11 protein-coding genes and 1 other RNA gene are annotated in these 12,762 nt (G+C 47.1%); 10 read left to right on the top strand and 2 right to left on the bottom strand.

Going from position 1 to position 12,762, the window contains the following annotated elements:
• Nucleotides 1-12 precede the first annotated feature (12 nt).
• The 5 genes from dnaG (at nt 13) to rnpB (ending at nt 5,541) form a co-directional block, all read left to right on the top strand.
• Nucleotides 13-1,833 (top strand): DNA primase, encoded by a 1,821-nt coding sequence (gene dnaG, locus ABTV53_RS19710; protein ID WP_433745528.1) that lies wholly within the window; start codon nt 13-15, stop codon nt 1,831-1,833.
• A gap of 43 nt (nt 1,834-1,876) precedes the next feature.
• Nucleotides 1,877-3,016, top strand: a complete 1,140-nt coding sequence (gene rpoD, locus ABTV53_RS19705; protein WP_062835490.1) for an RNA polymerase sigma factor RpoD — start codon at nt 1,877-1,879, stop codon at nt 3,014-3,016.
• A gap of 183 nt (nt 3,017-3,199) precedes the next feature.
• Complete coding sequence (locus ABTV53_RS19700; protein WP_433745525.1) at nt 3,200-3,958, top strand: tRNA (adenine(22)-N(1))-methyltransferase; 759 nt, start codon at nt 3,200-3,202, stop codon at nt 3,956-3,958.
• Nucleotides 3,934-5,049: a Nif3-like dinuclear metal center hexameric protein gene (locus ABTV53_RS19695; protein WP_433745523.1), complete on the top strand. Its 1,116-nt coding sequence runs from the start codon at nt 3,934-3,936 to the stop codon at nt 5,047-5,049. The genes ABTV53_RS19700 and ABTV53_RS19695 overlap by 25 nt, the downstream gene beginning before the upstream one ends.
• 82 nt (nt 5,050-5,131) lie before the next feature.
• Nucleotides 5,132-5,541, top strand: an RNA gene (gene rnpB / locus ABTV53_RS19690) — RNase P RNA component class A.
• A gap of 277 nt (nt 5,542-5,818) precedes the next feature.
• On the opposite strand, the gene ABTV53_RS19685 is transcribed toward rnpB, so the two are convergent.
• Nucleotides 5,819-7,048 carry a PLP-dependent aminotransferase family protein gene (locus ABTV53_RS19685; protein WP_433745521.1) on the bottom strand — a complete coding sequence of 410 codons (1,230 nt, stop codon included), beginning with the start codon at nt 7,046-7,048 and terminating at the stop codon, nt 5,819-5,821.
• A 107-nt stretch (nt 7,049-7,155) separates the two neighbouring features.
• Here ABTV53_RS19685 and ABTV53_RS19680 point away from each other — a divergent pair, with 107 nt between their 5' ends.
• Together ABTV53_RS19680 and ABTV53_RS19675 are read left to right on the top strand one after the other, a co-directional pair.
• Nucleotides 7,156-8,676, top strand: coding sequence for a PLP-dependent aminotransferase family protein (locus tag ABTV53_RS19680; protein WP_433745518.1), 1,521 nt, complete (start codon nt 7,156-7,158; stop codon nt 8,674-8,676).
• Nucleotides 8,677-8,762: 86 nt separating this feature from the next.
• Nucleotides 8,763-9,020 (top strand): hypothetical protein, encoded by a 258-nt coding sequence (locus tag ABTV53_RS19675; protein WP_076211601.1) that lies wholly within the window; start codon nt 8,763-8,765, stop codon nt 9,018-9,020.
• Nucleotides 9,021-9,120: 100 nt separating this feature from the next.
• On the opposite strand, the gene ABTV53_RS19670 is transcribed toward ABTV53_RS19675, so the two are convergent.
• The gene (locus tag ABTV53_RS19670; RefSeq protein WP_433745515.1) at nt 9,121-10,995 is read right to left on the bottom strand and encodes a S8 family peptidase; all 1,875 of its coding nucleotides are present in this window, start codon (nt 10,993-10,995) and stop codon (nt 9,121-9,123) included.
• A 283-nt stretch (nt 10,996-11,278) separates the two neighbouring features.
• Here ABTV53_RS19670 and ABTV53_RS19665 point away from each other — a divergent pair, with 283 nt between their 5' ends.
• The 3 genes from ABTV53_RS19665 (at nt 11,279) to ABTV53_RS19655 (ending at nt 12,621) form a co-directional block, all read left to right on the top strand.
• Nucleotides 11,279-11,785 (top strand): YpuI family protein, encoded by a 507-nt coding sequence (locus ABTV53_RS19665; RefSeq protein WP_062835484.1) that lies wholly within the window; start codon nt 11,279-11,281, stop codon nt 11,783-11,785.
• 168 nt (nt 11,786-11,953) lie between these two features.
• Nucleotides 11,954-12,172, top strand: a complete 219-nt coding sequence (locus ABTV53_RS19660) for a DUF1540 domain-containing protein (protein WP_076211597.1) — start codon at nt 11,954-11,956, stop codon at nt 12,170-12,172.
• Nucleotides 12,173-12,207: 35 nt separating this feature from the next.
• The gene (locus ABTV53_RS19655; protein ID WP_433745511.1) at nt 12,208-12,621 is read left to right on the top strand and encodes a hypothetical protein; all 414 of its coding nucleotides are present in this window, start codon (nt 12,208-12,210) and stop codon (nt 12,619-12,621) included.
• Nucleotides 12,622-12,762: the final 141 nt, after the last annotated feature.

Below are 12,762 nucleotides of genomic sequence, written 5' to 3'. Positions count from 1 at the left end.
AGGTGGCCAGAGATGAGTACCGGACAAGGCGGTATACCCGAAAGTATTATTGAATCGGTGTTACAGCAGAATGATATTGTCGATACGGTGAGCCGATTTGTGCATCTGACCAAGCAGGGGAAGTATATGAAAGGCCTCTGTCCTTTTCATTCCGAGAAGACGCCTTCGTTCACCGTTACACCTGAGAAACAAATTTTCTACTGCTACGGTTGCGGCACGGGTGGAAATGCCATCAAATTCAGGATGGAAATCGAAGGGTTATCCTTTCCCGAGGCTGTCAAGACGATGGCGGAAGAAAGTCACATCTCTATGGGGGACTGGCAAGGGCGTGAATCTGCTCATGTGAATCCAGAGACTGAACGTCTGTTGGAGGCTTATGAGCTTACCGCGAAGCTGTATCATTTTTTGTTGAAAAATACAGAGCACGGCAAGTTAGCCATGGAGTATTTACGCTCAAGAGGTTTTGGCGACAAGTTGATCGACCAGTTCCAGATTGGTTTCGCGCCAAATCGTTGGGACACGCTGGTACAATTTCTTGAAAAACGTAACTATTCGCTCGAAGAAATGGAAAAGGGTGGACTTCTGTCACCGCGAAATGAAGGTCAAGGATATGTGGATCGATTCCGAGACCGGATTATGTTCCCGATTAATGGCAGGAGCGGTAAGCCAATTGCATTTGCAGGACGCATATTGGGAGATGGGCAACCGAAGTATCTAAATTCACCGGAAACCCGGTTATTTAACAAAAGCCGTGTTCTCTACAATCTGCATCAGGCCAAAAATGCAATTCGCAAACAAAGACAAGCCATTTTGTTCGAGGGATATGGTGATGTCCTCTCCGCATGGGATCAGGATATTCAGAATGGTGTAGCGGCAATGGGTACTGCGCTAACCGAGAATCAGGCACTGATGCTCAAAGGGATGTGCGACGAAGTCATCATATGTTATGACGGCGACAAAGCAGGACAGGCTGCTGCACTCAAAAACTTTCCTATTCTTGAGGAAGCTGGATTGCAGGTCAAAGTGGCTCTCATTCCCGAGGGACTTGACCCGGATGATTTTATCCGGAAGCATGGTGGTGAACGGTTCCGAAACCAGATTGTGGATGGTGCCGTGACAACTACAAAATTTAAACTTATAAACTTAAAAAAAAGCCATATACTGCTAGAGGGTGGCGGACAAATCGCCTATTCAAAAGAAGCAGTAAAATTGATTGCCCCCATACCTTCTCCAACAGAGAGGGAAGTGTATCTTCGTGAACTGGCTGCAGAAGTGGACGTATCGTTTGAAACATTGAAGCAGGAGTGTAATGAAGAACGGGAGGCAATGAAAAATAACCTCCAGTATGGGGATAATAACCCGAAAAGGTGGAATAATGGTAGGCAACAAAATAGGCAGGTGCCTACACCTAATCTGTTGCCGGCTTATCACGCTGCCGAACGCAAACTGATTGCCTGGATGTTGCAGGATGATGAGGCTGCCCAGTACGTGAATGAGCATCTTGGTGAAGCTTTTAACTTGGATGATCATGCAGCTATTGCTGCTTATCTATATGCCTACTATGCGCAAGGCAAACCGTCGGATACAAGCCGTTTTATGTCTTCACTGCATGACGATCGCTTGGAAAAAACGGTCAGTTCAATCTCGATGATGGATGGTCCAGGTGAATGGAGTGTTCAAATGCTCGATGATTGCATCAGGGAAGTGCTGAAGTATCCGCGCAAGAAAGAGTACGATTTGAAAAAAGAAGAAATGATTGCTGCAGAGCGGGCAGGTGATTCTGTACGCGCGGCACAGATTGCAATTGAAATGATTGCCCTAGAGAGACAGTGAACGTCTGATGATTAGATGTTTCTAGGGAGGAGGGAGTCGAGTTATGGCGAATGATCAGCATACTGAACTAGAAACAGAATTGACACTGGATCAGGTTAAAGATCAATTGATTGAATCAGGTAAGAAAAGAGCTTCGCTGAATTACAAGGAAATTATAGAGAAACTCTCTCCTTTTGAGCAGGATGCAGAGCAAATGGATGAATTCTATGAGCAACTGAGCGATCTGGGTATCGATGTAGTGAATGAAAATGATGAAGAGGTTACACTTCGTCCTAGTGAAGATTCCGAGAACAACACCAGAGAGGGAGAGGACGAATTCCACTTTGATGATGATCTGAGCTTGCCGCCAGGTATCAAAATCAATGACCCTGTCCGTATGTATCTCAAGGAAATTGGTCGTGTGCCACTGTTGTCGGCAGATGATGAAGTACAACTGGCCAAACGGATTGAGAACGGGGATGAAGAAGCCAAGCGTCGTCTGGCTGAAGCGAACCTTCGACTCGTAGTCAGTATCGCCAAGCGTTACGTTGGACGTGGAATGTTGTTCCTTGATTTGATTCAGGAAGGTAATATGGGTCTGATCAAAGCGGTAGAGAAGTTCGACCACAAAAAAGGATACAAGTTCAGTACGTATGCTACTTGGTGGATTCGCCAAGCGATCACTCGTGCTATTGCTGACCAGGCGCGTACAATTCGTATCCCTGTGCATATGGTGGAGACGATTAATAAGCTGATCCGGGTATCCCGTCAGCTGTTGCAGGAACTTGGGCGTGAACCAACACCGGAAGAAATCGCTGCGGAGATGGATCTGAGTGTAGAGAAAGTTCGTGAAATCACGAAGATTGCACAGGAACCGGTTTCTCTGGAAACACCGATTGGTGAGGAAGATGATTCCCATCTGGGTGACTTCATTGAGGATCAGGAAGCACTCGCTCCGGCTGATGCGGCTGCGTATGAGTTGCTGAAAGAACAGCTAGAAGATGTATTGGATACACTAACTGAACGTGAAGAGAACGTGCTTCGTTTACGTTTTGGTCTGGACGATGGACGGACGAGAACGCTGGAGGAAGTCGGCAAGGTATTTGGTGTTACGCGTGAGCGTATTCGTCAGATCGAAGCCAAAGCTCTTCGTAAATTGCGTCACCCGAGTCGTAGTAAACGACTCAAGGATTTCCTCGAATAATCGAACTATGGAGACTTTCCGCAAGACGCTTTAGCGGCGGCGGGGTCTCCTTTATTTTTAATTTAAACGTCTTGATTTCTTGGTTTTGGAAATTCATCCTTGAAATGTTTTATTGGATTTTATTTTATCGCTTTTCCTTGTTCAATGCAAATCAATAAATTAAATGAATGGTGTAGGTGCTTCATGAAACTTTCGAATCGATTACAGCGAATACATGATCAAATTCCCGATGGCAGCCGCATGGCTGATATCGGTTCAGACCACGCTTTGCTGCCAGTAGCCGCAATCCGCAGTGGGAAAGCTGCAAGTGCAGTAGCCGGGGAAGTCAATCCTGGCCCTTATGATGCTGCATGCAAACAAGTCAGCGATGCTGGTCTGAAAGAAAAAATAACGGTACGCCGTGGAGACGGATTGGATGTAATCTCTGCAGGAGAAGTGGATGTCATCACCATTGCAGGCATGGGTGGCGCCCTGATTGCCTCTATCTTGGACCGAGGTTTATCCAAACTGGAAGGAGTCCAGTTACTTATTTTGCAACCAAATGTGGGAGAGGATATCCTAAGACGCTGGTTGCTGGAGCATCACTGGGTTGTTGTAGCAGAACAGTTGCTCGAAGAAGATGGCAAGATTTATGAGATTATAACGGCGATGCCACAATCCGTAAGCCCGATTGCAAATGTTGAGGTCTATCGTGCACGTCCGCTTCAAGGCGGGGCAGAATTGACTGAAGATTTGTTGCTGCGGATGGGGCCATATTTGGTGGATCGTCCAACGGATGTATTCTTTACCAAATGGGAAAGTGAGATCATCAAACTGCAAGGGGTTGTAAACTCCATCTCCAAATCCGATCAGGATTCTTCCCGGGACAAGGCGATTGAGGTAGAGCGTCTTATCGCAAACTTGAAGGAGGTTTTGGCATGTTTGCCAAAGGTCAAACTGTAATTCAACTGATGGAGCAACTGGCTCCGAAACATCTGGCTGTACCGGATGACCGCATTGGTCTGCAGCTCGGCAGTTTGCAAAAAGAAATCAGTCATGTGTTAGTTGCTTTGGATGTGACGGATGAAGTGGTGGACGAAGCGATTCGCATCGGAGCCAATCTGATTATCGCTCATCATGCTATCATTTTCCGTCCGGTTAAGTCACTGAGTACAGATACACCTATGGGTAAATTGTATGAAAAGCTGATTAAGCATGATATTGCTGTCTATATCAGTCATACAAACCTGGATGTGGCCGAAGGTGGTATGAATGACTGGATGGCCGAGGCACTTGGCATCGAGAGTAAAGAATCGCTGGAAGATGTACACACAGATCATCTGTTCAAGCTGGCTGTGTTTGTGCCTCGTACCCATCATGAACAGGTTCTTCAGGCCATTCTGGAAGCCGGAGCGGGGAGTATCGGTCAATACAACAAGTGCAGTTTTAACACGGAAGGTACAGGAACGTTTGTACCTGGTGAAGGGACTCAACCGTTTATCGGTACCCAAGGGCAGATGGAACGTGTGGAAGAAATGCGGATTGAGACCATCGTACCCCAAAGTCTGAGAAGTAAGGTCGTTCAGGCGATGCTTAAGGCACATCCGTATGAGGAAGTGGCCTATGACCTCTATGCAATGGATTTAAAGGGCCGTACGCTCGGTTTGGGACGCTTGGGACCCCTTAGGGAGCCTAAGTCATTAGGTGAGCTAGTGGAGGTCGTGAAGACCCGATTCAATGTGCCTCATGTACGTGTTGTAGGAGATCTGAACAAGCAGATCAAAAAAGCAGCGGTTCTTGGCGGCTCTGGCAGCCGTTACGCGCTCACTGCCCGCTTCAAAGGTGCAGATGTTATTGTGACCGGAGATATTGATTATCACACGGCTCATGATGCGTTAATGGCTGGTATGTGTATTATTGACCCAGGGCATAATTCCGAAAAGATTATGAAACCGAAAACGGCCGATTGGCTTCGCTCCCGTCTGGAAGAGAAACGATATGATACGCAAGTTACAGCTTCAGAGGTCAATACAGAGGTATTCCAGTTTGTCTAAAAAGACAGTGGATGTGAGATTTCCAGTAATATTAAGCTTGTCTGGGAAACCAAATGCCTGTATACTATGTAATGTTGTTCGGAAAGTTTGACAGACAATCGCTGGTGGCCTTTGTTGCCACGAGAGGAAAGTCCGGGCTCCACAGGGCAGGATGCTGGATAACGTCCAGTCAGCGCGAGTTGAAGGATAGTGCCACAGAAATGGACCGCCGATGGCCGGATTTTCCGGCACAGGCAAGGATGGAACCGAGGTGTAAGAGACCCCGAGGAACGCTGGTGACTTCGTTCCTGGTAAACCCCATCTGGAGCAAGACCTAATGGGACACAGTCCCCTCTTCGGAGGAGGCAGCCTTAGCCCGAGGTGTGTCTAGGTTGGTCGCTTGAGCTGTGCAGCAATGCATGGCCTAGATAGATGATTGTCGCTTCTGGTGGGAGGGTAGTTCCCGTATGAACCACGAAGAGCACAGAACCCGGCTTACGGTAAGCTTTCCTAACTGCAACAACAGCATTCAGAGTAGTCCACCTATCAGTCGAGGACAATCCGTGTCATTCACCGATGGCCTGACTGATCAGAAGGACCCATGCATATCTAAAAAAATATAATTCCTGTGGATACAGGTTCTATACTATAAAAAAGGCGGCAGTTCCGATATTATCGGGTCTGCCGCCTTTTTTGTTTCTCATATCAAGTTTGGACATGTCTGGTGTTTTCAGACACGTCCTAGTCAATCTCATACGCTAAAATATCGCGCAACGTTTATGACAGTTCATTACAGTGTAACAACACTGTCGGAAGTGAACGAAGCATGCCAACGTTGGATGGCGCGATCCATTCGTTCCACGGCTTCCGGAAGAAGCTCAGGGTCCGTATGAGTAAAGTTAATTCGCATGCGGTTCAACTCCGGTGTACCTGCATAGAAGGAATCCCCCGGAACAATGCACACCTTCTCCTGGATACCATAAGTGAACAGATTGCTTGCCAGCATGCCTTCAGGCAGTTGCAGCCACAAGAACATGCCACCTTGTGGTGAATTCCACGAGATGCCTTCCCAAGCTTTGGCTGCCATAAGAGTAGTCAGTGTTTTCATGCGTTTTTCGTAATCCTCTGAAATATGGCGGATATGCGCATCCAGATCGAAGGATTCAAGCAGTGCATGAAGCGCTCTTTGGTCGATGCTGCTGGAATGCAAGTCGGCACCTTGTTTGGCTCGTGCTGCCATTTTGACAATATCGGGAGCAGCCAGTATCCAGCCCGTACGAAGGCCAGGTGCTACCGTTTTGGAGAATGTACTGGTGTAGATAACATTGGAAGGGCCGTCATAGGAAACAGCATCCAGTTCTGCGAGAGCAGGGACATCCAATTGCTCCGGATTGAACCGGATTTCACCATAGGGGTCATCTTCCAAAATGAGCACACCGTACTTGCGGCACAAATCCACTGCCTGTTGTCTTCTTTCTCTCGACCACACTTTTCCCGTAGGATTGGAGAACGTGGGATTAATATACACAAGTTTTGGACGATTCAACTGGAGCTGTTCCTCCAGAGATTCAGGCAACATGCCGTGATCATCACAGGCTACGCCGTGAGATTCAGCCTGATAGGAATGAATGACTTGCAGAGCAGCGAGGTAGGTTGGTGATTCAACCAATACGCGGTCGCCCGGGTCGAGAAGGATGCGGCAAACCAAGTCAATGGATTGCTGTGAACCCGTAGTGAGAAGCATGTGATCGGGTGAAGCAGGAATGCCCTTGGATTCAAGGCGTTCGGCGATTTTGGCGCGAAGAGGACGGTAACCCTCAGTTTCCGCATATTGAAGAGCGGCTGCTCCGCTCATAAATACTTTTTCATATGCAACGCGGATGGCTTCCAGCGGGAATGAAGTCTGGGCTGGTAATCCACCGGCTAGAGAGATCATTCCAGGTGCCTGAGCGGCCTGGAGCATGTCGCGAACGACAGAGGACGGGGTGTTTTGTGCCATTTTGGACCAAGGGATACTCATGTTATTCTCATCTCCTGTTATTCACTGTTATACTGATATTATAAACTATAATAGACGGACTACACTATAACAGTAAAATGAAGATCATAACAGTTGGGGGAGCAACCATGCATATTGAATTAAAGCGGGGAAGCAGTACCAAATTGTACGTGCAGATTGCGCTAACGATTGCCGATCGCATCAGATCAGGACTCATTGAACCCGGAACCCGACTTCCTTCTGTTCGTAAAATGACCGCGGATTTGGGTGTCAGCCTGGTCACTGTATCCAAAGCGTATGCTGAACTTGAAGCGATTCAACTGATCACCTGCTCCCAGGGGAAAGGTTGTTATGTGAGAGGGACATTGAACGTGGATCAGATGGAGGATGTGGACCGAACGCAGCGAAACCATGTCAACAGTGAATCCAGTACGTCATGGAATTGGCAGATGGCACTGGTGGATTATTTACCGCGAGCCCAGCTCTGGAGACATTTTGATACGTCACCTCAAGTGCGGTATGAACTTCATATGTCAGCAATTCAGCCTGAACTGTTGCCTACACGCGAGATTATCGACAGCGCCTACCGACTCTCCTCTGATCATACAGAGCGCATGGCGGCGTACGGATCTTTTCAAGGAGATCGGGAGCTTAGACAGATCTTTGCCGAACATTTTGCCGAGCGGGGACTACAGGCTGCACCTGAACGCATGTTAATTACAAGTGGTGCTCAGCAGGGAATTGATCTTGTGGCACGGACTTTTGTCGGACCTGGGGATGTTGTATACATGGAGGCACCAAGCTATACCGGAGCCATTGATGTATTTACGAGTAGAGGTGCAAAGATCATTACGGTCCCGATGGATGACGAAGGCATGCGTATTGATCTCTTGACCCGATTATGTGATACCTATCCGCCCAAGCTGATCTATACGATCCCGACCTATCACAATCCAACAGGTATCACGATGAGTGCAAGAAGGCGAGCCCAACTTCTGAATCTCGCGCAAAGCTACCACTGCCTCATTCTGGAGGATGATCCGTTTGCAGATCTTTATTTTCGGGACCCTCCCCCGGCGTCCATTAAATCGATGGATGGGACAGGTCATGTCGTATATATCAAAAGCTTCAGCAAGGTGCTCTCTCCCGGTTGCCGTATAGCCTGTGCCATCGCAGACGGAAGTGTATTGACCCGGCTTGTGGCTGCGAAATCTACGGCAGATTTGGGCAGTCCGCTGCTTACACAAAAGGCATTGCAATCTTTTATTCAGAATCAGTACGGTGCGTATGTATCCCGATTGAGGGATGAGTTATATTCTCGCTTGTGCGCAGCATCCGAAGTGCTGGAACAGCTTGCTCCTACGGGTATGCAATGGCGCTTGCCAGAGGGAGGACTCAATCTGTGGCTTCAACTTCCGAGTAACTTGGATATGCGTGAGTTGCATCATCAGTCACTGGCTGCAGGGGTTTCTTTCCTTCCAGGTTCCGCCTGTTATGTAGGAGAGATGGATACACCAAGTCTGCGTATCTGCTTCACGGTAACAAACGTTGGGCTTTTGTGTGAAGGCCTTCGTGTACTGTGCAGAGTCATTGACAGAGTAACACCTGGGCAGGGTGGGACAGTGGCGGACAGGCTACCGCTCATATAATTTTTCGGAGTATGGACATACATCCAATCCACTTTCGATTTGTTGCAATAGGTTATAGTATCACCAGAAAGGGAGTTGGTTTTGAAATGAACCATTACTGTCCACCGCTCTGCCCGATTGTCTGTGACCCGATCCAGGTTGTTGAGGATTATTACATCCCACAAATCGTGCCTGTAATCCACCCGATTGAAGTGATCAAAAAACATCACTGTGTTCCGATTCATCACCACATGTATCCTGTTGTTGTCAAAGAAGAAGACCCTTGCTATGTATCCAGCCATAATCCGAAGAAAAAATCCGTGAAAAAATCAAGTAAAGCCCGCACATCTTCTCGCAAGCGCTAAGCGCAGCGGGTGCCCCGGGGAATTGGATATAAACCAAAAGAGCAGCGTACGCCCCGGGGCGCAGCTGCTTTTGTATTTTTACGGAGTAGAGTTATTACGATTAATGAGTATACTTTTTCATCGTATTATCCATTTGTTGTCTGACATGTTGCGGCCAGAACTGCAAAGGAGCGCTGTTGCCTGATGCGGCTTGCAGTGCCTTATAGACATCGATTTGCCCATAGCCAAAATACTTATCGTGACCCGGATCACCGAGGTCAATAACACTTTGACGCATCAAATCCATTACTTCCGTGTTGGTCAAGTCCGGGTTCAACGAACGAATCAAACCTGCAAGTGCCGCTACATGAGGGCTAGCCATGGACGTTCCAGACAAGGCCGCATACTGATTGTTTGGATAGGTACTGGCGATGCTGGACCCCGGGGCCATCACATCCACATAATCCCCGTAGTTGGAATAGGAAGCTTTGCTCATATTCGGGTCCGTAGCAGATACGGCAAATACTTCCGGATAAGCAGCAGGGTATCCTGGACGCTCTGTATTATCGTTCCCCGTGGCTGCAATCAGGACGATATCCCGGTCAAAAGCGTATTTAATGGCATCATGAAGAAATTGCGCATCAGCATAATTGCCGAGACTCATGTTGATCACTTTGGCTCCATGATCGGCTGCCCAGATAATGCCTTCGGCAACGGCATACGTGGTACCAGAACCTGAGTTGTCGAGTACTTTAACCGGTAGTACCTTGTTATACCAGCTCATGCCTGCCACGCCTTCGTTATTGTTGACAATAGCGCCGATAATGCCTGCGACGTGTGTCCCATGTCCCACATCATCCATTGGTTGGCTTCCCGGCTCGACCACATTATAACCCTCAAGGAGCTTGCCCTTCAGGTCAGGATGATTCATATCAACCCCCGTATCAACCACCGCAACGATGACATCTTTGTTTCCCTTGGTAATATTCCAACCTCTGTTTGTCTCAATGGCGGGCAGGTTCCACTGATAATCGGAGAACAAAATATCATTGGGTATCGTTACATCTGTTTGTTCAGTTACGGTATCATTGGTTAAATACATATAGTGGGGTTCCATATAGAGTGGATTCCATTTGCTTTCGAAATAGGTATGCAATTGCTTGTAACTCATGTGTTCTGACCGGAAAACATACGTGTATCCCAGCTTGCGCGCAGATTGCGCTCTCAGATCAGATTTAATGATGCGCATATCACGTTCACCGGGATCCTGGCGAAAACGGATGACGATTTCATTTTCATAAAAATGACTTGCATTTGCATTATCGTGTCCGGTTTTCACTGTGATTTCGTTAAGCGTATCTGGGTGAACAGACTCAATTTTGAATTTACCCTCACGCGGATAAGGGATCATGCGCAGATTTTTGCGCTGATGTTGTTCAACAGCATTTAATACGTTCTGGCTGAACAAGGCAATCACAGCTCTTTTGCCATCTTTGGAGGGTTGCCCCATAACAAAATATTTTTCTTTTCCTAAAGGAAAAGAAGAAGATTCAAAACTTTGACGTTTGTTTACCGCTTTTTTGGCAAGGTTGAGCGAATGTTGAAGCTTCTGTTGTTCCAATTTGCTTCCTTGTGTGGAGGACTGATCAAAGGGCTTGTTAAAAGACCCATTGGTATTCATGAGATGAATGGATCTGATATGTTCATGTGAACTTTGGAGATCATTCACATATCGGCTAACCTGCGCAGCATTCATTGTAGCGGTTTTCTCCAGCATGATACTGAGATGTTGCTTGGCATCCATACGGGTCAGAAGATCGGTGGCTTTGACATCCTGTACTTTCAGACGCTGCTTACTCGTGTGCTCTTCATGAGCAGAGTCAGACAGGGCACCTGGCTTAGGTTCGGGACGATTGGATGTTGGAAGCAGGAGCGTCAGGGCGAGTGCACCCGCACCAGCTGCAAGAGCCCAGTTAATCCATTTCGGTCTGGACATGGTGGATGGAACCTCCTTCGTTCATTTTGGACAATCATTAACAGTGCTTCATCGTTGTCACTGGTTATATCTATCGTTAGAAAAAGCGGATATTTTTATGCAGGCGAGTTCCAGTCTGACTGCGTATAATAGGCATGTTTAACGGCAGAAGCGGAAAGCATGATTAAGGGATACCGCTCGTCATCTTTTTATGGTAGGATTATAGCTGAGAATTCAAAGGTCAGGGGAAAACCACCGTTGGCCGACCTATATGTAAGGACTTATTTAAGGGGGAGCTACCTTTATGTCAGCAGCCAATGTACAGAAAACATGTGAGTCAACTAGGGAAAAGTTAAAACCGGCTATCGATCGGATTGAAAAATTTTTGAATGAGAATGCTTTGCCTGAACTGGATCAGAATCAGACGGAAGAATCAACTGCCTTCTACAAAGGATTTCTTTCAGATCTCCGTCATTTGCTCGTTTTTTCTGAAGTTTCTTACGAAAAACTTGGCGTTGTGCTGCGTCGTGCCAACTTTGATGTCGATTTTGCCGAAAAGGCTCTTTATAATACGTATCACCAATGCGTAAACAGCTTTTTCTATCCCAAAAATGAATGTTATTCCGAAGACGGAAGATACGCTTACACAGGACAAGATGCCATTCGTTTCCGTGACAAGCCAATCCGTGCAGTACGGGATGTCATTCTGGAGGTTTCCAAAACGTACGAAGAATTGCGCGATGATCTGGCATATTATGAAAGTGATTACCTGACTCAGCGCCGTATGCAAAATCAACGGAATCACGCCTAATTAACGTTTAAACCTGAATATGAAATTGGACGAAACCGCCCTTGTGGCGGTTTTTTTTTGTATTTTTATTGCAAAGTAAAATGAGGTGTGATCATGTCATCATCTGGCATTTTGGCGGAGAATATCGGGTTTGTGGCGGGGAGACAATAGTAGTCGAGGTGATAAAAAATGAGCCAAGACAAACCAATTGTCAAATGCAGCGTCTCCAACTGCAACTTTTGGGGAGAGAACAACTTCTGCCAAGCTGATGCCATCATGATTGACATTGACCAACATGCCACCCGTCGTTTGCATGAGGAATTTGCCGGTGAGACATTTGACTCCGATCACCATGATCATGCACGCACATCCTCTGCAACATGCTGTCACACGTTCAAACCCAAGTGAGCAGTCATCCCTATTCATAATGGAGGTGCTTCCAAATGAAAAATGACGATAATAATTTTAATTCTCAGGATCGTCCTAAAATCAATGTTGACGGTGAAAAACAACGTATGCGTGTCGACTATCCAAGAAAAGTACATCGCGAAGAGTATGGTGCAGAGGTCGCTCCTCCGACTGTTGTAAGAACTGGAGGTACCGAACGTTCAGAACCTGTGCCTGAGAAGCATGAGGCAGATCGTGTCATGGAGTCAACAGGCAAGGTCGCAGGTTATATGGGGCTGGCCTTCGGCATCGCGTCCTTGTTCATGTGGTCAATCGTACTTGGACCAGCGGCAGCCGTTCTGGGTTACTATGCGTATGTCAATGGTCGGAAAACAGCGGGAGCCTGGTCCATTGGACTGGGTATTGTAGCAACGCTGAGTTATTTTTTCATGATTCCATTTGCTCGCTAGAGTATAAAATGGTCATCCAAAAGCCTTCTGTTCTCACCCAGATGTGGTGAACTACAGAAGGTTTTTTTCGTATATGCGCAGGTTATGTGGAGAGATTCAACTATTTTCATGAAAACAATGGAACCTTGTTGTAAAACGATG

Source organism: Paenibacillus amylolyticus, assembly GCF_050990605.1.
GTDB classification, from domain to species: Bacteria; Bacillota; Bacilli; order Paenibacillales; family Paenibacillaceae; genus Paenibacillus; species Paenibacillus amylolyticus_H.
Note: the sequence above shows the minus strand (reverse complement) of the source record. Positions and strands in the feature narration are given on the sequence as shown.

Coding starts and splice junctions, on each gene's coding strand:
- ABTV53_RS19660 (WP_076211597.1), top strand. CDS start 11,954: ATGAGCCAAGACAAACCAATTGTCAAATGCAGCGTCTCCAACTGCAAC.
- ABTV53_RS19675 (WP_076211601.1), top strand. CDS start 8,763: ATGAACCATTACTGTCCACCGCTCTGCCCGATTGTCTGTGACCCGATC.
- rpoD (WP_062835490.1), top strand. CDS start 1,877: ATGGCGAATGATCAGCATACTGAACTAGAAACAGAATTGACACTGGAT.
- dnaG (WP_433745528.1), top strand. CDS start 13: ATGAGTACCGGACAAGGCGGTATACCCGAAAGTATTATTGAATCGGTG.
- ABTV53_RS19680 (WP_433745518.1), top strand. CDS start 7,156: ATGCATATTGAATTAAAGCGGGGAAGCAGTACCAAATTGTACGTGCAG.
- ABTV53_RS19700 (WP_433745525.1), top strand. CDS start 3,200: ATGAAACTTTCGAATCGATTACAGCGAATACATGATCAAATTCCCGAT.
- ABTV53_RS19695 (WP_433745523.1), top strand. CDS start 3,934: ATGTTTGCCAAAGGTCAAACTGTAATTCAACTGATGGAGCAACTGGCT.
- ABTV53_RS19670 (WP_433745515.1), bottom strand. CDS start 10,995: ATGTCCAGACCGAAATGGATTAACTGGGCTCTTGCAGCTGGTGCGGGT.
- ABTV53_RS19665 (WP_062835484.1), top strand. CDS start 11,279: ATGTCAGCAGCCAATGTACAGAAAACATGTGAGTCAACTAGGGAAAAG.
- ABTV53_RS19655 (WP_433745511.1), top strand. CDS start 12,208: ATGAAAAATGACGATAATAATTTTAATTCTCAGGATCGTCCTAAAATC.
- ABTV53_RS19685 (WP_433745521.1), bottom strand. CDS start 7,048: ATGAGTATCCCTTGGTCCAAAATGGCACAAAACACCCCGTCCTCTGTC.